Origin of the sequence: Haladaptatus sp. CMSO5 (genome assembly GCF_036689885.1) — an archaeon.
In the GTDB taxonomy this organism is placed as follows: domain Archaea; phylum Halobacteriota; class Halobacteria; order Halobacteriales; family Halococcaceae; genus QDMS2.
In genome coordinates, this window is record NZ_JBAHVW010000001.1 from 273,601 (window position 1) to 291,102 (window position 17,502).

General features: G+C 60.7%; 19 protein-coding genes and 1 tRNA gene. 15 read left to right on the forward strand and 5 right to left on the reverse strand.

What is annotated here, in order from left to right; genetic code table 11:
- Position 1 precedes the first annotated feature (1 nt).
- The 3 genes from V5N12_RS01400 to V5N12_RS01410 all read left to right on the forward strand — a co-directional run bounded on the left by V5N12_RS01400 (position 2) and on the right by V5N12_RS01410 (position 1,517).
- Positions 2-463: a universal stress protein gene (locus tag V5N12_RS01400; RefSeq protein ID WP_332897365.1), complete on the forward strand. Its 462-nt coding sequence runs from the start codon at positions 2-4 to the stop codon at positions 461-463.
- Entirely contained in the window at positions 463-702 is a 240-nt protein-coding gene (locus V5N12_RS01405; RefSeq protein WP_332897366.1) for a hypothetical protein, read from the forward strand. The genes V5N12_RS01400 and V5N12_RS01405 overlap by 1 nt, the downstream gene beginning before the upstream one ends.
- A gap of 104 nt (positions 703-806) precedes the next feature.
- Positions 807-1,517, forward strand: a complete 711-nt coding sequence (locus V5N12_RS01410; protein WP_332897367.1) for a competence/damage-inducible protein A — start codon at positions 807-809, stop codon at positions 1,515-1,517.
- Here the strand turns inward: V5N12_RS01410 and V5N12_RS01415 are convergent, their stop codons facing one another.
- Entirely contained in the window at positions 1,518-2,717 is a 1,200-nt protein-coding gene (locus tag V5N12_RS01415) for a CBS domain-containing protein (protein WP_332897368.1), read from the reverse strand.
- A gap of 81 nt (positions 2,718-2,798) precedes the next feature.
- Between V5N12_RS01415 and V5N12_RS01420 the strand changes: the two genes are divergently transcribed.
- The 4 genes from V5N12_RS01420 to V5N12_RS01435 all read left to right on the forward strand — a co-directional run bounded on the left by V5N12_RS01420 (position 2,799) and on the right by V5N12_RS01435 (position 7,257).
- Positions 2,799-3,173 carry a cupin domain-containing protein gene (locus V5N12_RS01420; protein ID WP_332897369.1) on the forward strand — a complete coding sequence of 125 codons (375 nt, stop codon included), beginning with the start codon at positions 2,799-2,801 and terminating at the stop codon, positions 3,171-3,173.
- 38 nt (positions 3,174-3,211) lie between these two features.
- Positions 3,212-5,266 carry a DEAD/DEAH box helicase gene (locus V5N12_RS01425; RefSeq protein ID WP_332897370.1) on the forward strand — a complete coding sequence of 685 codons (2,055 nt, stop codon included), beginning with the start codon at positions 3,212-3,214 and terminating at the stop codon, positions 5,264-5,266.
- A gap of 70 nt (positions 5,267-5,336) precedes the next feature.
- A complete protein-coding gene (locus V5N12_RS01430) occupies positions 5,337-7,118 on the forward strand; it encodes an SLC13 family permease (protein ID WP_332900062.1) in 1,782 nt (593 codons plus the stop codon).
- 66 nt (positions 7,119-7,184) lie between these two features.
- A tRNA-Pro gene (locus V5N12_RS01435) sits at positions 7,185-7,257 on the forward strand.
- Between the two features lie 393 nt (positions 7,258-7,650).
- On the opposite strand, the gene V5N12_RS01440 is transcribed toward V5N12_RS01435, so the two are convergent.
- Together V5N12_RS01440 and V5N12_RS01445 are read right to left on the reverse strand one after the other, a co-directional pair.
- On the reverse strand, positions 7,651-8,079 hold the full coding sequence (locus tag V5N12_RS01440) for a type II toxin-antitoxin system VapC family toxin (protein ID WP_332897371.1): 429 nt from the start codon (positions 8,077-8,079) through the stop codon (positions 7,651-7,653).
- Entirely contained in the window at positions 8,076-8,351 is a 276-nt protein-coding gene (locus V5N12_RS01445; RefSeq protein ID WP_332897372.1) for a hypothetical protein, read from the reverse strand. The genes V5N12_RS01440 and V5N12_RS01445 overlap by 4 nt, the downstream gene beginning before the upstream one ends.
- 170 nt (positions 8,352-8,521) lie before the next feature.
- Between V5N12_RS01445 and V5N12_RS01450 the strand changes: the two genes are divergently transcribed.
- Entirely contained in the window at positions 8,522-8,728 is a 207-nt protein-coding gene (locus V5N12_RS01450) for a hypothetical protein (RefSeq protein WP_332897373.1), read from the forward strand.
- Here V5N12_RS01450 and V5N12_RS01455 read toward each other — a convergent pair.
- Positions 8,719-9,255, reverse strand: coding sequence for a GNAT family N-acetyltransferase (locus tag V5N12_RS01455; protein WP_332897374.1), 537 nt, complete (start codon positions 9,253-9,255; stop codon positions 8,719-8,721). The genes V5N12_RS01450 and V5N12_RS01455 overlap by 10 nt on opposite strands.
- Before the next feature lie 120 nt (positions 9,256-9,375).
- Between V5N12_RS01455 and V5N12_RS01460 the strand changes: the two genes are divergently transcribed.
- The 7 genes from V5N12_RS01460 (at position 9,376) to V5N12_RS01490 (ending at position 16,614) form a co-directional block, all read left to right on the forward strand.
- Complete coding sequence (locus tag V5N12_RS01460; RefSeq protein WP_332897375.1) at positions 9,376-13,038, forward strand: LAGLIDADG family homing endonuclease; 3,663 nt, start codon at positions 9,376-9,378, stop codon at positions 13,036-13,038.
- On the forward strand, positions 13,039-13,320 hold the full coding sequence (locus V5N12_RS01465) for a DUF7854 family protein (protein ID WP_332897376.1): 282 nt from the start codon (positions 13,039-13,041) through the stop codon (positions 13,318-13,320).
- Between the two features lie 73 nt (positions 13,321-13,393).
- Positions 13,394-14,017, forward strand: a complete 624-nt coding sequence (locus tag V5N12_RS01470) for a DUF7504 family protein (RefSeq protein ID WP_442904919.1) — start codon at positions 13,394-13,396, stop codon at positions 14,015-14,017.
- Between the two features lie 43 nt (positions 14,018-14,060).
- Positions 14,061-14,399 (forward strand): DUF7855 family protein, encoded by a 339-nt coding sequence (locus tag V5N12_RS01475; RefSeq protein ID WP_332897378.1) that lies wholly within the window; start codon positions 14,061-14,063, stop codon positions 14,397-14,399.
- Positions 14,396-15,193: a DUF7856 family protein gene (locus V5N12_RS01480; RefSeq protein WP_332897379.1), complete on the forward strand. Its 798-nt coding sequence runs from the start codon at positions 14,396-14,398 to the stop codon at positions 15,191-15,193. Before V5N12_RS01475 ends, V5N12_RS01480 begins: the two co-directional genes overlap by 4 nt.
- A gap of 30 nt (positions 15,194-15,223) precedes the next feature.
- Positions 15,224-15,955, forward strand: coding sequence for a DUF7857 domain-containing protein (locus V5N12_RS01485; protein ID WP_332897380.1), 732 nt, complete (start codon positions 15,224-15,226; stop codon positions 15,953-15,955).
- On the forward strand, positions 15,952-16,614 hold the full coding sequence (locus V5N12_RS01490; RefSeq protein ID WP_332897381.1) for a MinD/ParA family ATP-binding protein: 663 nt from the start codon (positions 15,952-15,954) through the stop codon (positions 16,612-16,614). Before V5N12_RS01485 ends, V5N12_RS01490 begins: the two co-directional genes overlap by 4 nt.
- Here V5N12_RS01490 and V5N12_RS01495 read toward each other — a convergent pair.
- Positions 16,596-17,462 carry a transcription initiation factor IIB gene (locus V5N12_RS01495; protein WP_332897382.1) on the reverse strand — a complete coding sequence of 289 codons (867 nt, stop codon included), beginning with the start codon at positions 17,460-17,462 and terminating at the stop codon, positions 16,596-16,598. The genes V5N12_RS01490 and V5N12_RS01495 overlap by 19 nt on opposite strands.
- Positions 17,463-17,502 lie beyond the last annotated feature (40 nt).

The window sequence follows — 17,502 nt, forward strand, 5'->3', positions numbered from 1 at the left end:
CATGTACGAGAACATCCTCATTCCGACTGACGGAAGCGACACGGCGAACGTCGCGGTTGCCCACGCCGTCGACCTCGCTGCAACCTACGGTGCCCGACTGCACGCCCTGTACGTCGTCGACATCGACGCGGTGAACTTCGGGCTCGGTACCGAACAGGTAGACCGCATCACACAGGGCAACTTCGGTGAGATGACCGAACTGCAAGAGAAGGCAGACAAGGCGACGGGAGCCGTCGCCGCAGCAGCCGCTGACCACGACGTAGAGGTTCACGAGGAGGTACGCGTCGGCGCGCCACACGACGTCATCGCGGGGTATGCCGATTCGAAGGACATCGACCTCGTCGTGATGGGCAGCCACGGCCGGTCGGGCGTCAAGCGAGCGCTCCTCGGGAGCGTCACCGAGCGCGTCCTCCGAACGACCCACCGCCCAGTGCTCGTCATTGACGAACGAGGTGACGACTGATGGGCGAGGAGGTTTCGGCGAACGGTGGGCTGGTTGCGACCGTCCGAAATCACGTCCACGAGCACCGTGACGGGATGGTCGTCGACCTCGCGTTCGCGCTCTGTTGGGTCACCGTTGTGACCATCCTGTTCGACGTGTTGCAGGGGCCAGAGTGGGCCTACCAACTGTGCCTGCTCTCCGGCGTGATTGCCTACTTCGGCTTTTTCGCCTCGCTCTCGGTCGCAAAACAGGGCCAGTAACCACCACACGCGCTCTTTTTCGGCCGCATTCTCCACTGGAACCGAAGGGGTTCACTGGGAGGGTTTCCCGACCGCTTAACCCGCTCGCCAGACCAGATCTGGGTATGCAAGTCGCACTGTTGACCGTCGGCGACGAACTCCTCGCCGGCGATATCGACAACACGAACGCCTCGTGGCTGGCCCGGCAGTTGGGCGAGCGAGGCGTCTCAGTCGTGCGGATTCTCGTGGTTCCCGATGACGAGGAAGTCATCGCAAACCAGATTCGAGCGTACAGCGACGCCTTCGACGCCGTCATCGTGACCGGCGGCCTCGGCGGGACGCCAGACGACGTGACGATGGCGAGCCTCGCCCGCGCGTTCGACCGCGACCTCGAAGTGAACGACGAGGCGCTTGAAGCGGTCGAAGCGCGTCTCGCCGCAATAGCCGACAAATATCCGGATTTGGACATCGACGCGACCGCAGAGGCGTCGATTCCGGCTGGTTCGCGGGTGCTGATTAACGACGCCGGACTCTCACCCGGGTGCGTGTTGAAAAATGTCTACGCCGTCCCCGGCATCCCCTCGGAGATGAAGGCTATGTTCGAACAGGTCGCAGCCGAGTTCTCGGGTGACATGCAGACGCGGACGCTCTACACGCCGACGCCGGAAGGGCAGTTGCTCTCGGTGCTCACGACGGTCAGAGACGAGTTTGGCGTCGCCGTCGGGTGTTATCCGAATCGCGAGGAAGGGCGAAACCGACTGAAGTTGCGGGGAACAGATGAGAAAGCGCTCGACGCCGCGGCGGCGTGGTTACACGAGGAAATCGAGACGGTCTGATTACTGGGATGGGTCGTCGAACATCTGTGACGGCGGGTCGACGGCGGTTTTGCCCGGGCGAACCTGCGTTGGTCCGCTCGACTGGATGATGTCGAAGGCGGTCATGAGGTCTGTCCGCGAGATGAGGCCGTGGAACGTGCCCATTTCGTCCACGACGAGCAGGCGGCCGATGCCGTGTTGTTGCATCTGCTGGAGCGCGTCAAGGGCGTTGCTCTCAGGCAGAATCGTGTGGAGTTCGTCGCTCATCACATCGGACACCGTATAGGCGTCGCGTTCGACTTCCTTCACTTCGCGGGCGTCAGAGAGCGTGACCATGCCGACGAGGTCGGTGTTTCGCATGACGGGGTAGCCCGTGTGGCGTTCTTCGAACATCCGGCGGAGCAGTTCGGTCACGGAGTTGTCGGGACTCACCGAATCGACCTGGTCTTTTGGCGTCATGATGTCGCTGACACGGACGCCCTCGAAGGCGGCTTTCATCGTCATCTGCTGGCTCTCTGAGGAGGCGCCGATGTAGATGAAAAACGCGATGGCGACCATGAAGATGCCACCGCCACCGAACAGGCCGATCAGGGCGAGGAAGATGGCGAACGCCTTGCCCACCTCGGCGGCGATGCGGGTGGCTTGGGCGTACGGCCGATTGCGCGCGAGCAGAGCACGGAGGACGCGCCCGCCGTCCATCGGAAAGCCCGGCAAGAGGTTGAACGCCGCGAGCGCGAAGTTGGTGAGTGCGAGATAGCCAATGACGAATTTGACCGGGTCGCTGAAGCCGGGAACCGCGACGAGAATGAGGTAGAATATGATGCCCTGTGCGATGCTGACGATGGGGCCAGCGATGGCGATGAGGAGTTCCTGTTTCCAGTTTTCGGGCATCTCGGTGAGTTGGGCAACCCCGCCGAGCAACCAGAGTTTGATGGAGGCGATGGGGAAGCCAAATCGCATGGAGACCAGCGAGTGGCCGAGTTCGTGGAGGACGACGCCGATGAACAGGCCAACCGCGCTCACCGCACCGAGAATCCACGGCATCTGGGTCCCATCGAGGTTTGCGGGGTCGATGGCTGTCCCCCAGAGGCTGTTCAGCGTCCCTGCCCACAGTCCGACCTGCGTCCCGATGAGCCAGGCGAACACGGGAAGTACCAGCAGGAATGTCAGGTCGAGTTTGATCGGGATGCCAAACAGCCGCCCGATCTGGAAACTTCGCATGACTGGGGGTAAGCGCGCAAGCCCCTTAAGAGCGCGTGCCGTGTGACCAATTCTTATCTCACAGGCGGGGCTAAATGGGGTATGACAGACCAGCCAACCCCACTCGTTCGACGCGCCGAAGACATCACCTACGAACCTGTCGGAGCCGCAGCGGGAATGGCAAAAGGCGTCCTCATCAGCGACCAGGAGGGCGCACCACATTTCGCCATTCGCCGGTTCACCCTTGACCCCGGCGCGAGCGTTCCGAAGCACACGAACGAGGTCGAACACGAACAGTACGTCTTAGAGGGCGAGTACGTCGTCGGTATTGGCGACGAGGAGTACACCGTCACTGCGGGCGATTCGCTGTTGATTCCGGCCGGAACGGTCCACTGGTATCGAAACGAAGGCGACGAGCCGGGTGCGTTCCTCTGTGCGGTGCCAAATGGCGACGACACCATCTCCCTCACCGAGTAGCGAGTGACTGAAGTACCCGGGCCTGCGTACATTCGACCGTGTCACAGCAGCTCGCCCGGGTCGACACGCTGTTCCTCCACGAGATTGGCGACTACTATCTCGTCTCCGTCATGCGCGACGGCGAGCGGGTATTTCGCGCCCGACTCGAACTCAAGGAGACGAACGCAGGCCCTCGACCCGCCCGCTTTCGGGTGATTCGCGGCTCCAACGAAGAGCCACGCAGCCCCGACCAGTTCGTCGAAATCGCCCGGCGAGCCAGCCGCATTCGCATCTCAGAGCAGACCTCATCGCACGCCGAAGCAGAACTCCTCGAGATGCTTGACGGCTACCAACTCGAAGCAAAACGCGTGCGAACCTGCCGCATTTGCGCCGGAGAGGGGCGCTATTCGCCGCTCACGAGCGAGACGGCCATCGAAACCGACCGCGAGCACATCTGTCCCGACTGTGCAAAACGCGAGCTAGAGCGCGAACTCTCCTTCCAAGGTGAGTTGACCGCGACCGCCGTCGAACGCCTCGAAGACCTCCTCCTGTCGGTACAGAACTTAGAGCGGATTACGAACCTCCTGAAGGGGAACTTAGACCCCGACCTGACGAAGTTCGACGAGATTTCGGCCACCGTCGAGGACGTAGACCCCGTGACGACAGAGTCACTCAAGATGCATCCGGGCATCAAGAACCTGCTCACAGACCGCTTCGAGACCCTCCTGCCAGTCCAGAGTCTGTCGGTGAGAAACGGCCTGCTCGACGGGAACGACCAGCTCGTCGTGAGTGCAACCGCAACCGGGAAAACGCTCATCGGGGAGATGGCGGGCATCAACAACCACCTCAACAACAAGGGGAAGATGCTGTTTCTCGTCCCGCTCGTCGCGCTCGCAAACCAGAAACACGAGGACTTCAAGAAGCGCTACGGCCACCTCGGCAAGGTCACGATTCGGGTCGGTGCGAGTCGGGTACAGGACAACGGCAATCGCTTTGACCCGAACGCGGACGTGATTGTGGGCACCTACGAAGGCATCGACCACGCACTGCGGACGGGCAAGGACTTGGGCGACATTGGAACGGTCGTGATCGACGAAGTCCACATGTTAGAAGACGAGGGCCGGGGCCACCGCCTCGACGGCCTCATCTCGCGGCTGAAGTACTACTGCGACGAGCGCGCCAAACGCAAGAAATCGTACTCAGGCGCACAGTGGATTTACCTCTCTGCGACCGTCGGAAACCCGAAGTGGCTCGCCAAACAGCTCAGAGCAACGCTCATCGAGTTCGAAGAGCGCCCGGTCCCCATCGAGCGCCACGTCACGTTCGCCTCAGGCGCTGAAAAGCCGCGCATCGAGAACAAACTGGTGCGCCGCGCGTTCGACACGAAATCCTCGAAGGGCTATCGCGGGCAGACGATTATCTTCACCAACTCGCGGCGACGCTGTCACGAGATTACGCGGAAACTGGAGTACAACGCCGCACCGTACCACGCGGGCCTCGACTACAAGCGTCGCAAGAAAGTCGAGAAAATGTTCGCAGAACAGGAACTGGCCGCCGTGGTCACGACCGCGGCGCTCGCGGCGGGGGTTGACTTCCCCGCCTCGCAGGTCATCTTCGACTCGCTCGCCATGGGCATCGAGTGGCTTTCCGTCCAAGAGTTCCACCAGATGCTCGGACGTGCTGGGCGACCTGATTACCACGACAAGGGCGTCGTCTACCTCCTCGTCGAACCTGACGGCTCCTACCACGGCAGCATGGAGCGCTCTGAGGACGAAGTCGCGTTCACGCTGCTGAAAGACGAGATGGAACCCGTCGAAACCCCCTACGACGAGGACGCCGCCGTCGAAGAAACGCTGGCGAACCTCGTCGTCGCCGGAAAAGGCGCAAAGCGACTGAACGACCGCATGCTCGGCGACATTCCGACGAAACACGCGATTGGAAAGCTGTTGCAGTACAACTTCATCGACGGGTTCGAACCGACACCCCTCGGGCGTGCGGTGGCACGTCACTTCCTCTCACCGGGCGAGGCGTTCACCATGTTAGACGGCATTCGGAAGGGCCTCAGTCCGTACGAAATCGTGGCGAACATCGAGTTGCGCGACCCGGAATCCTGACGACCGCACTCTTTTTCCCAGTTGCACCTGACATAGGTGTGTGGTACTTTCAGCGTTGACACCGGGAGCCATGGTGGTTTTTGCCATCATCCTCATCGCACTCGTTCTGTTTGCGACCGAGCCGGTTCCCGTCGACATCACCGCAATCGGCATCATGGTCGCGCTGATGGTACTTGGGCCGCTGACCGGCATCACGCCCGAAGACGGGATTTCTGGCTTTGCGAGTCCGGCAACCGTCACCGTACTCGCGATGTTCGTGCTGAGTTACGGCATCCAGCGAACCGGGGTCATCCAGATGCTCGGGGCGTGGGTGGCGAAGTTCACCCGCGAGAGCGAAGGGCGACAGCTGTTTGCGACCGTCGGCATCGTCGGCCCAATCTCGGGGTTCATCAACAACACCGCGGCGGTGGCGATTCTCCTGCCGATGGTGACGGATTTGGCCCACAAAGGACGCACCTCGCCCTCAAAGCTCCTGATTCCGCTTTCGTATGCCTCGATGTTCGGTGGGATGTTGACCCTGATTGGAACCTCAACCAGCATCCTTGCTTCCGACCTGTCGGCGCGACTGCTCGACCGCCCCTTTACGATGTTCGAGTTCACGCAACTCGGCGCGATTGTGACCGTCGTTGGCGTGCTCTACTTGCTCACAATCGGGCGATTCCTGCTCCCAGAGCGCATCAAACCCGAAGAAGACCTCACCGAAGAGTACGAGATGGCCGAGTACCTGACCGAAGTGGTCGTCCGAGAGGACTCACCCATCATCGGCCAGACGGTGCAAGAAGCGCTCAAAGAGACCGATTTCGACGTTGACTTGATTCAGTTGATTCGCAACGACGCCGTCTTCTTAGAACCGCTCGGCCCGAAGATGATTCAGGCGGGCGATATTTTCGCGGTGCGTACCGACCGACGGACGCTCGTCCAACTGATTGACGCAGAAGGGTTAGACCTCCTTCCCGAGGTGAAAGTCACCGACGAGGAGCTGGAGCAAATCGGTGAGGGGCGCAACCTCATCGAAGTCGTCATCGCACCCTCGTCTGCGCTCGTCGGCCAGTCGCTCTCGACGGCGAACTTCCGACAACGGTATGACGCGACCGTGCTCGCGCTGCGCCGGGGTGGCGAACTCATCCGCCAGCGGATGGACAACTCGCCGCTTCGCGTGGGTGACACGCTGCTCGTCCAAGCGACGGCCGACAGCATCAACCGCCTCAGCCGGAATCGCAACTTCATTATCGCCCAAGAGGTCGAGCGGCCGGACTACCGCGAGTCGAAGATTCCGATTGCCGTCGGCATCGTAACGGGCGTCGTCACCCTCGCCGCCCTCGGCGTGGTGCCCATCGTCGTTTCTGCGCTCGGCGGGGCGGTGGCGATGGTCGCAACGGGCTGTCTCCGCCCGCCGGAGGTGTACGAAGCGGTGCAGTGGGACGTCATCTTCCTGCTCGCGGGCGTGATTCCGCTCGGCATTGCGATGGAGCGCACCGGTGCGGCTGAGTTGCTCGCCAACCTCATCGTGATGTCCGCAGACGTGTTGCCCGCGATTGGCGTGCTCGGGGTGTTCTACATCGGAACCGCACTGCTCACGAACATCATCAGCAACAACGCGAGCGTCGTGCTCATGATTCCGGTGGCGATTCAGGCGGCGGGCGACATCGGCGCGAACGCGTTTTCGTTCGTGCTCGCGGTGACGTTCGCCGCCTCGACGGCGTTCATGACGCCCGTTGGCTACCAGACCAACCTGTTCGTCTACGGCCCGGGCGGCTACAAGTTCATGGACTACGTGAAAGTCGGGACGCCTCTCCAACTCTTGTTCGCCGTCGTGACGACGGTGGGCATCTACATGATCTGGGGCGTGTGAACTACTCGCTAATCGCCCGACGCATAACGAAACCCTTTACAACTGCTGCCGATAAGCCAGTATTGCGGGACCATGGGGTAGCTTGGTATCCTTCAGCGTTTGGGACGCTGTGACCCTGGTTCAAATCCGGGTGGTCCCATAACTTATTCCGCGAACAACACCGACGAGCACCGCGAGGCGTGTGCGAATCACGCCGTGAGAGGATATGATTTTGAAGAGCAGTCGGTTTGAATCCGACGAGACCGAACGTAGTGAGGTCTCGGCTTGGTTCAAATCCGGGTGGTCCCATAATTCTCTCGCGAGCAAATTGGCGAGCGAGAGCTTTCTGATGAGCCGCGGATTTGAAGCAGAGAGCGAGCGATAGCGAGCGACCGTGGTTCAAATCCGGGTGGTCCCACTGAACTTCTGTCGCGAACAAACTCGTGAGCGGAGGTGTTCGTGACGAGCAGCCGATTTGAACGAAGGAGCGACAGCGACTGGCGTTCAAATCCGGGTGGGAACACGCGTGAGAGCGACGATTTGAGCAATCCACTCAGAAACCCGGTTCGGTGCGCTCTACAAGGCCGTCGAAATCAGTATCAAAACTCAACACGGCGTCAATGCCGCGTGACTCGCACTGTGCGAGTATCGTCGCGTCGGTGAAACTCAGGTCGTGGTCGTCGTAGCGTCGGAAGGTTTCGAGCGCTGCCCGAACCTCGTCCGGTTCGACGTGAAGCATGTCGAAGACGGAGGGAAACGGGTCTTCGCCGAGGATACGACGGGCGACGGTGTCCGCAGCGTCAAACGACCCGGTCCGAACACGCGTGAGTGTCACGGTTTCGTCGAGCACGTAGTCATTCGTATACGGTTGTCCGTAGGCTCCGTCGAGCAGGTCCTCGAAGGCTGAGACTGCGCTGTCGTGGCGGTCTGCGTCCGTATCGTGGTGCGCGAAGAACACGCCGGTATCGACAAAGACGCTCATCCGTACAGTACGTCGTCGATGTCATCTTCGGTCGTTGTGACCCCAGAGGAGACCATTCCCGCGTGGAACTGCTCGCGTTCGGAGTCGGTAAGGGGAACGCGTTGCTCACGGAATGAGTCGATGAGGTCTGCTTTGGACTCGATGGCACGTTCGACAAGCCGTGCCAGAATCTCCTGTTGGGTGACTCGGTTCCCAGTTTTCAGCCGAATCTCAGCCTGAAGCCGTTCAAGCTGGGATTTGGTGTCGTCGTCCATCTTTACCGAGGTTGCCATAGTAGTAGTAGTAGTAGAACGTTCTACTGGGTAAATGTTGCTACCACCATTGTGAGTGAGAGAGAATGGGATAGAGACGTCTGCGGTAGAGAGCACCGTGTTTGTGGCCGGGTTCACGTCTGGGAACGTCTGAGCAGAGAGACTACTACGTGGGAGACCAATCATAGAGCATGACAGACCCAGACCTGCTCATTCGACTCGATGTGCTCATCTCGCTGGTCGCCACTCTTGTGGTGTTGTTCACCGTCACGATGCTGTTCGTGGTGAACTTCTACGTCTGGGTGCTGACGGTGCTGTTCGTCGGCGGCTTCGGATACTATACGTACACCGGATACAGGGGCGGAATCGAAGAAGGGAAACAGTCCAGTCAGCTCTGAGCCGCCCGCCACTCGTCTTCGAGGACGCCGTACAGCAGCAAGTCCACGTACTCGTGGTCGATGAACCCGCCGTCGCGGAGGTGGCCTTCTTTGGTGAAGCCGAGGTTTTCAAGCACGCGCTGTGACCCGGTGTTAAAGTCGTAAACGTAGGCGATGAGTTTGTGCAGACGACGGTGGCCAAAGCCGTAGTCGCAGATGAGCGAGACGGCTTCGGTGGCGTAGCCATTACCCCAGTGGTCGGGGGCAATCCAGTAGCCGAGGGTGCCAGAGCCGTGGACGGTGTCGAAGTCGCTCAGGCTGATGAAACCAACGGACTCGCCGTCGACACGAATCAGGAGGCGCACGTCGTCGCTGTCGCTCCACGATTCGTACCACTGTTCTTCCTGTAACTCGTTTACGGGTGCGGCTTTGGCGAGCGAATGCCAGACGCGCGGGTCGTTTGCGTGTTGCTGGATGAAATAGAGGTCGGCGCGCGACACGGTGTGCAACGAGACGGTGTCACCGGAGAGAAAGGCGGGGCCGGGCATCAACGAATCACTGCATGTGGCGAGGTCGGCTTCGTATATAGTGATTCGCCCGAGTGAGATTCACTTTCAGTCCGCCCTTTGCCAAACTACTTAGCCGATGGTGGGGTACATTTCAGTTGAATGGCGCACGCGGAAAACGCAGAGCTCATTGACCGATTCGAAGAGTTCTACCGGAACTACTACCGCGACGCAATCGGGGAACTCGCACAGAAGTACCCCAACGAGCAGCGGTCGCTGTATCTGGATTATCAAGACCTCTACCGCTTCGACCCCGACCTCGCAGACGACTATCAGTCACAGCCGGGCCAACTCCAGCAGTACGCAGAGGAGGCGCTTCGGATGTACGACTTGCCGGTGGACGTGGGTCTCGGCCGGGCGCACATCCGCATCCGCAATCTGCCGGAGGCGACGGACATCCGGAAGATTCGCGCCCGGCATCGTGGCCGACTCATCGCGGTGCAGGGTATCGTCCGAAAGGCAACCGACGTGCGGCCGAAGATTCAGGAGGCCGCCTTTGAGTGTCTGCGCTGTGGGACGCTATCGTTCATCCAGCAGGCGGGTGGCGATTTCCAAGAGCCCCACGAGTGTCAGGGCTGCGAGCGACAGGGGCCGTTTTCGATCAACTTCGACCAGTCTGAGTTCATCGACGCCCAGAAACTCCGGGTACAGGAAAGCCCCGAGGGACTGCGCGGCGGTGAGACGCCCCAGAGCATCGACATCCACATCGAAGACGACATCACAGGGAAGGTTACGGCGGGCGACCACGTCCGCGTGACCGGGATTTTGCACTTAGAACAGCAGGGGAACAATCAAGAGAAGTCCCCGATGTTCGACGTGTACATGGAGGGAAGTTCCATCGTCATCGAAGACGAGCAGTTCGAAGACATGGACATCACCGAGGAGGACAAGAAAGCCATCATCGAACTCTCACAGGATGCGGAGATTTACGAGAAGATGGTCGGTTCGATTGCCCCCTCGATTTTCGGCTACGACCAGGAGAAGTTAGCGATGATTCTCCAGTTGTTCTCGGGCGTGACCAAACACCTCCCCGATGGGTCTCGCATCCGCGGTGACCTGCACATGCTCCTGATTGGTGACCCCGGGACGGGGAAGTCCGCGATGCTCCAGTACATCCGAAACATCGCGCCGCGGTCGGTGTACACCTCCGGGAAGGGGTCGTCCTCTGCGGGTCTCACGGCCGCGGCGGTGCGCGACGACTTCGGCGACGGCCAGCAGTGGACGCTCGAAGCCGGGGCGCTCGTCCTCGCAGACAAGGGGATTGCGGCGGTGGACGAACTCGACAAGATGCGCCCGGAAGACCGCTCTGCGATGCACGAAGCGCTTGAGCAGCAGTCATATCACCCGAGTTCAGAAATCTTGCTTGCTGATGGACGACGTGAGAAAATCGGCGAGTTTGTTGATGCCAAGATGGCAGCCAATCCAGATGCAGTCGTCGATGGAATCAACTGTGAGATTATTTCGGTTGATGATACTCGAGTCCATTCTGTTGATTTCGAGTCGAATAAGACGACGAAACACCCTGTTGACCGAGTCAGCCGCCACGAGGCACCTGACGAGTTCGTGAAAGTGCAGTTTTCGAACGGACGCGAGGTATTGGTCACGCCAGAGCATCCAATGTTCATTGCAGGAAGTGACATTGAGACGGTCGAAGCGCGCGACATTTCGGTCGGTGATTTCGTCCCCGCGCCACGAAAGCTCCCAAACTCTGCGACTGGTGTCACGCTAGCTGACGAACCACTACAGGGGAAAGAAAAAGATGTGCGACTCCCCGAGTCACTTACACCAGATCTCGCCGAACTTCTTGGACTCCTTGTTGCCGAGGGACACTCATATGCTGGCTCAAGCCACGAAATCGGATTCTCAAATCAGGATCAACGGTTACTCGAACGGGCCGCAACACTCGCACGAAACGCGTTTGCAATCGAAAGTACCGACGCAGTAAACGGTGCCGGAACGGTGACAAAGCGGTGGGTCTCAACCAAATTGTACCGATGGTTTGAGGCGAACTTCCCTGAATTCATGCACACGGCCCGCGACAAGAGAATTCCAGCGAAGGTGCTCGGAGCGTCTGAGGAACACATTCGTCGGTTCCTCGTCGGTGCATTCGCAGGTGACGGTGGGGTCGAAAGCGAGGCCATGTCATTTTCGACGGCATCAGAAGGGCTCGCAGAAGACTACGCGGATGCGCTTGCGAAGATCGGCGTTGGTTCCCGCATCCACCATGATATCGCCGAAAATTCGTGGAAAGTATACGTGATGGGCGATTCAACCCGTCAATTCGTCGATGCGGTAGTCGAACAAACAGACAACCGATACGACGATGCTGTGGCGTTTGCAGACCGAAGCGAGGCCACTCCGAGACACCATGACGTAATGCCAACAGACGTGGCACGAGAGATCCGTAACCTGCGGAAACTCGTCGGTCTCAATCTCACCGGGAAGTTCGGTCCGACGCTTGATGAGGGATTCGGCATTCGAGTGGAAACCGTACAGGATGAGATTGCAAAGATTCGCGACCGCGTAAAAGTAGTCAAACGAGAACTCGAAAACGCAACTACCCTCGCTACGATTCGGATGACAATCAACTGGTCCGGTCGTCAGCTCGCAGAACGGTTGGACGGCGTGACGACGAGCACAATTCACTACGCAGAAGCGGGTGGCTATGACGAGCAAGCGCGGGAACAACTGACAAACCGTGCATATGCTACTGTGCAACGAGCTCTCGAAGAAGCTGAACAGCGAATCAGCAAGCTCGAAACAGGATGTGAACTCCGGTACTATCGTGTCACGGACGTGGAGGTCATTCCGAACGCTGGTGAGTACGAAACAGAGTGGGTGTACGACGTAACTGTTGAGCCAACCAATACGTTCGTCAGTCAGGGAGTTGTGCTCCACAACTCGATTTCAGTCTCAAAAGCGGGCATCAACGCGACGCTCAAGTCGCGGTGTTCGCTGCTCGGCGCGGCGAACCCCAAGTACGGTCGATTCGACCCGTACGAGCCGATTGGCGAGCAAATCGACCTCGAACCGGCGCTCATCTCGCGGTTCGACCTCATCTTCACGGTGACGGACAAACCGGATGCAGAGAAGGACACCGAACTCGCAGAGCACATCATCAGAACCAACTACGCCGGCGAACTCCACACCCACCGCACGCACACGAACTCCTCTAACTTCACCGAACAGCAGGTGAACGACGTGACCGAGGAGGTCGCTCCGGTCATCGACGCCGAGTTGCTCCGCAAATACATCGCGTTCGCAAAGCGCACCTGCTACCCGACGATGAGCGACGAGGCGAAGGAGGCCATCCGCGACTTCTACGTCGACCTGCGCTCGAAAGGCGCAGACGAAGACGCACCGGTGCCCGTGACCGCCCGGAAACTCGAAGGGCTGGTGCGGCTCGCAGAGGCGAGTGCGCGGTTGCGTCTCTCTGATACGGTGCACGAAGAGGACGCAGAGCGCGTCATCGAACTCGTCCGGTCGTGTCTACAGGACATTGGGGTTGACCCAGAAACCGGCCAGTTCGACGCGGACGTAGTCGAGACGGGGCGCTCTAAGACCCAGCGTGACCGCGTGAAGAACATCAAGAACCTCATCGCGGAAATCGAAGACGAGTACGAAGACGGCGCGCCAATCGACGTGGTGTTAGACCGCGCAGAGGAGATTGGCATGGACCACTCGAAGGCCGAACACGAAATCGAGAAGCTCAAACAGAAAGGCGAGGTGTACGAACCCCGCACCGACCACCTCCGGACGACGTAGATGGACCGGATTTCTGCCCTCCGGAACATCGAGGACGCGCTCGCCGCCTTCGAGCACGGTGAGATGGATTTAGCGACAATGGAACAGCGGGTCCGAGGCGTGTTGCGCACGTATGCGACCGAGTTTGCAGACAATGCGCTGGCTGCCTACAGAGCATCGGGAGATGCGTCAGTCGATGGATTGGTCGTGGTCGCGGCGTCGAGAGCACAGGCGCGCGAGCGCATCTTGGAGTTGAGTGAACAACCATGCACCTTCACCGTAGAGCGCGTCGACTCGTCGTAATGTCGAAGGTTGAGACGTTCTGAAAAGGCGCAACGATTTTAGTCTTGCCAGTACATGTTACTGAGGAACGAGTTTGAGCCAACAGGAATCACAGGAGCAATCACTCCACAGTACGCTAGCAGATACGGCCAATATACTCCTGTGTACACCACCAATGAGTCCGACGGCGGACGATTCGTGCATAGAGTTGCTGACGCCACCGACGGAGACGGACGTGAACGTCCTGTGGGTTGCCTACTCTCGGACGCCGGATAACTGCCTCACGCACTGGAACCAACACGGGAACGCACAACCAGCAGACATTTCGATTATTAACGTCGGTGATAGCGTGCGGTCGGCCGCCGCGGCCACTGGTGGAACCGGCGGCCCAGGCCCAATCCAGACGGTGGCGAGCGCGGGCGACCTGACTGGACTCGGGATTGCAATCAGCAACGTGCTCTCTCAGTGGGCAGAAACCGACGCCCAAACCGTCGTCTGTTTCGATTCGCTCACGGCGTTGCTCCAGTACGTCGAACCCGAGAAGGCCTACGAGTTTTTACACGTGCTCACGGGACGGCTGTTCGCCGCAGACGCCATTGCCCACTTCCACATCACCTCGGATGCTCACGACGACCAAACCGTTGCGATGCTTCGCTCGCTGTTCGACGCCGAAGTTTCGATTACAGAAGACGACGAGCGCATCGTACTCACTCGCTGACTAGTCGATAATTTTAACAACCAATATTTCTGAAACGAGTAGTGTGCTCCTCGTCGTCACCTACTCTACTGCGGCCCGCCAGACGCTCCGAAACATCTGTCGTGCGCACGATGCCGTCGTGATTCGTCGCTTCGGGCGAGCCGCGCTGTTCGACGCGACCGAACTGGGAGCCTTCCTCGCCTTGCGGCTGCTCGAAAAACACGGCCAAGACGTCCAACTCGCAGAGACAGTGCCGTTCAACGAATTCGACGGTGTTCCGGACCGAGTGCGTGAGGCGGCGAGTGCGTACGAAGCCCGCCCAAATGCGAGTACGCCGTATGCGAAATTCGCCGTCGGAACGACCCATCCTACGCCCGAGGAGATGGCGACGCGCGAGCTATGAAACTGCGGGTGAATGGCAGCCTGTACGAAGGACGCGCGATTGACCTGTCGGCCGAGCCGGTCGAGGCTGAAGCGGTGTGTCGGGCCGTCTCGGGTGACGACGCCGAGATTTCACTGTCGTGTCCCGACCCACAGCCCGTCTACGACCACGTCGGGTACATTCACCCGTCCCTCTCGCTTTCTCGCCGGAGCGCGCTCGCGGCGGCGGCACGGGCGTGTGGCTACACCGCACCACAAGCCGAAGCGGTGCGGGAGGTGCAAATGCAGCTTGAAGCGATTGACCCACCGTCGATGTCGGTCAAAGCAGCACGCAAACGTGCTGCCAAAGCCGGTGACGAGTGCGAGCGGTTACGGGAAGCAGTTGCGGCAAAGCGTGGGCGCGTACAGGCGCTTCGTGACCTCGGGAAAGCGACCGCCGACGCAGAAGCCGCGCTCAGAGAGACGGTCGCGGCACTTTCAGAACAGGAGACAGAGCGCATCGCAGCAGCACAGACGCTCGCCCACGCAGAGAAACAGGCGCGAGCCGCCCGAGACAGCCGCGAGCGACGGATGCGACTTGAAGATAGGAAGGCGAATCTCCGGCGTGAGGCGCGACACGCGCTTGCAGCACAGGTGGAAGCCGAGGTCGAAACCGCACGCGCCCACCTCCCTGTCGACTGTCCACAACCGGTTGCGTCGGCACTCTCGATTGCTCGCGTGGCCCCGGTTCAGGCACCGATTGTGCTTTCTGGAGCGTGGTTCGAGACGGCGACGGCGGCCGCAGATTGGCTCGCTGCACCCGTGGTTCGGCTGTAGTTTAAACCACAAGCCGCAGCCAGTTCCCGCATGGTTGAACTCGAGTGGACGCTGCGCGAACAGGAGGGTGTGTGCCTCGTGGAACTCCGGGTCGCAAATCCCACGAAGACGGCGGTGCGTGTCCGGATTGCAAACGAACTACCAGCACCGCTCTGGCCGCCGCGAAGTGCGGGGCTGCCCGTTTCTGGCTGGGACGACGGTGGCTGGGAAGGCTTGATCGCCGCCGGAACGGCGGTTGCACTCGGGTATGCCGCTCCTGCGCCATCGGTCGAACCCCCGGCGACGGTGGTCTTAGAAGAGCGTACTGAATCAACGGCTGAGACAGCGTACGATTCGCCAAGCGCGGTCGTACAGGCTCTTGGCGACGCCACACCGCCAAGAGACGCCGTTCCCGTCGAGGGAGCGACGGACCCGACCGAACAAAGACAGCCAAACGAGCCGCACGCCAGCGAAGCGCCGTCACCACCAGAGCGGGCTGGCCAGCAGTCACCTCCTGTTTCGCTGCCACCCGCAGTCAGTGAGTGGCTGTCGGCCGTCGAACGCGACGTTGCCCGCGCAGAGCGACTCACTGCGGTCGAAACCGTCCCCGACGCGACAGCCGCGGTCGCGTCCGTCGGTGGCCTCGACGAGGTGCGACAACTCGCTGAGACGACTGCAGAAACGAAGCGCGTGCTCCACTCGCTCAGCAAAGCGACAGCAGCGCTCGAAACGCGACTCGACGAGACAACGATTCCGGTCGAAACCCTCGTGGCGCTCGCATGATTCTCGCAGTTACGGGCGGGAAGGGTGGCGTTGGGAAATCCACGGTTGCCTACAATCTCGGCGCGGAAATCGACGCCGTCGTCGTGGACGCAGACCTCGGAATGGCAGATTTGCCCACCCCTCGCGGGCCTGACCTCCACGATGTCCTCGCGGGGCGGGCAGCGCCTCACGAGGCAGTTGACGACTCAGGTGACGTGACGCTCGTGCCGTGTGGGCGGAGTCTGAACGGTGCACGCGCGGCCGACCCGACAACGTTGGGAAGCGTGGGACGCGCACTCGAAGCCGAGTTCGGTGCTGTGGTCATCGACTGCCCGGCGGGGCTTGCGAGCGATGCTGGCTTGCCGCTGTACGTCGCTGACTGCTGTCTCATCGTGACGACCGCAGCGCCGACGGCGCTCGCAGACGGCCTGCGGACGCGGGCGCTTGCGCGAAAACTGGACGCCGGGTTGTGCGGGGTCGCGCTCAATCGCAGCGGTGAAGGTGCGCCGACCGACCGGGTTGCACGGCTGTTCGGTGCGCCAGTCGTATCGCTTCCAGAGACGGACGCTGCACAGGTGGCACTCGATGCAGCAATTGCGGTGAAAACAGTCGAGTCAAACGGGACGTTTGCCAGACAGATGAACAACCTTGCGCAACTCGTTCACTCCTGTAAGGCGTGAAACGTGGTCCGAAGGGTGACGGGGGTGACGCCAGCCACGGCAGCGGCGTCGGCTTGCGTGAGCGGACAGCCGTGTTCTTTCGAGGCAGTGTAGAGGCAGGCGGCCGCGATGCCGCTCGGATTTTTCCCGCACACGAGTCCCTGTTCGTGGGCGTTTGCGACGAGTTCCCGCCCGCTGCGTTCGACCGCGGCCGAGAGGTCGAGTTCGCTCGCAAATCGCGGGAGGTATTCGGCCGGGTCGATTGGGCCGGTGGGCAAGCCGAGTTCGCGGTTGAGCGCGTCGTAGGCGGCTTTGAGTTCGGCTTCTGACGCCCGGGCGTGGGAGACGACTTCTGCGAGCGTCCGCGAGACGGTGGCCGTCCGGCAGGTCGCGTACACCGTGGCGGCGGCGAAGCCTTCGAGCGAGCGGCCTTGTAGCAAGTCAGCGGACTGGGCGGATTTGAACAGCACGCACGACTGGTCTCGGAGGCTCTCTGGCAGGCCGAGTTGGCTCACGAGTCGGCGGATTTCCGTGAATGCGTAGACGCGATTGCGCTCGCGTTTCGAGGAGATTTTCGCCCGGTTGTGCTGGCGCCGCATCCGGGCGACGCGGCGGCGCTTGCGACCCTTGAGTCGGGTTGAGTAGCCGATTTCCGTCGACAGCCCGCGGTCGTGGCGCGAGCGGGTGAGCGGCGCGCCGGTGCGCTTTCGCGTCTCCTCGCTGTCGGTGAACGCCCGCCACTCGGGGCCGCGGTCGATGCGGTCTTCTGCGACGACGAGCCCACAGCCGGGGCAGAAGGTTTCGTCCGATTCGGTGCGGAGGTGTTCGCTACATTCGGGGCAGTCCTGCGCTGATTGTGCCGAACTCATTACAGTTTGAACTTGGTGCCGAATGGGTATTTAAAGACGG

What these genes read in the sequence shown, in the direction of transcription:
- V5N12_RS01405 (WP_332897366.1), top strand. Translation starts at nt 463, where the DNA reads ATGGGCGAGGAGGTTTCGGCGAACGGTGGGCTGGTTGCGACCGTCCGA.
- V5N12_RS01485 (WP_332897380.1), top strand. Translation starts at nt 15,224, where the DNA reads ATGGTTGAACTCGAGTGGACGCTGCGCGAACAGGAGGGTGTGTGCCTC.
- V5N12_RS01415 (WP_332897368.1), bottom strand. Translation starts at nt 2,717, where the DNA reads ATGCGAAGTTTCCAGATCGGGCGGCTGTTTGGCATCCCGATCAAACTC.
- V5N12_RS01420 (WP_332897369.1), top strand. Translation starts at nt 2,799, where the DNA reads ATGACAGACCAGCCAACCCCACTCGTTCGACGCGCCGAAGACATCACC.
- V5N12_RS01400 (WP_332897365.1), top strand. Translation starts at nt 2, where the DNA reads ATGTACGAGAACATCCTCATTCCGACTGACGGAAGCGACACGGCGAAC.
- V5N12_RS01480 (WP_332897379.1), top strand. Translation starts at nt 14,396, where the DNA reads ATGAAACTGCGGGTGAATGGCAGCCTGTACGAAGGACGCGCGATTGAC.
- V5N12_RS01490 (WP_332897381.1), top strand. Translation starts at nt 15,952, where the DNA reads ATGATTCTCGCAGTTACGGGCGGGAAGGGTGGCGTTGGGAAATCCACG.
- V5N12_RS01460 (WP_332897375.1), top strand. Translation starts at nt 9,376, where the DNA reads ATGGCGCACGCGGAAAACGCAGAGCTCATTGACCGATTCGAAGAGTTC.
- V5N12_RS01455 (WP_332897374.1), bottom strand. Translation starts at nt 9,255, where the DNA reads ATGCCCGGCCCCGCCTTTCTCTCCGGTGACACCGTCTCGTTGCACACC.
- V5N12_RS01450 (WP_332897373.1), top strand. Translation starts at nt 8,522, where the DNA reads ATGACAGACCCAGACCTGCTCATTCGACTCGATGTGCTCATCTCGCTG.
- V5N12_RS01410 (WP_332897367.1), top strand. Translation starts at nt 807, where the DNA reads ATGCAAGTCGCACTGTTGACCGTCGGCGACGAACTCCTCGCCGGCGAT.
- V5N12_RS01430 (WP_332900062.1), top strand. Translation starts at nt 5,337, where the DNA reads ATGGTGGTTTTTGCCATCATCCTCATCGCACTCGTTCTGTTTGCGACC.
- V5N12_RS01495 (WP_332897382.1), bottom strand. Translation starts at nt 17,462, where the DNA reads ATGAGTTCGGCACAATCAGCGCAGGACTGCCCCGAATGTAGCGAACAC.
- V5N12_RS01445 (WP_332897372.1), bottom strand. Translation starts at nt 8,351, where the DNA reads ATGGCAACCTCGGTAAAGATGGACGACGACACCAAATCCCAGCTTGAA.
- V5N12_RS01465 (WP_332897376.1), top strand. Translation starts at nt 13,039, where the DNA reads ATGGACCGGATTTCTGCCCTCCGGAACATCGAGGACGCGCTCGCCGCC.
- V5N12_RS01440 (WP_332897371.1), bottom strand. Translation starts at nt 8,079, where the DNA reads ATGAGCGTCTTTGTCGATACCGGCGTGTTCTTCGCGCACCACGATACG.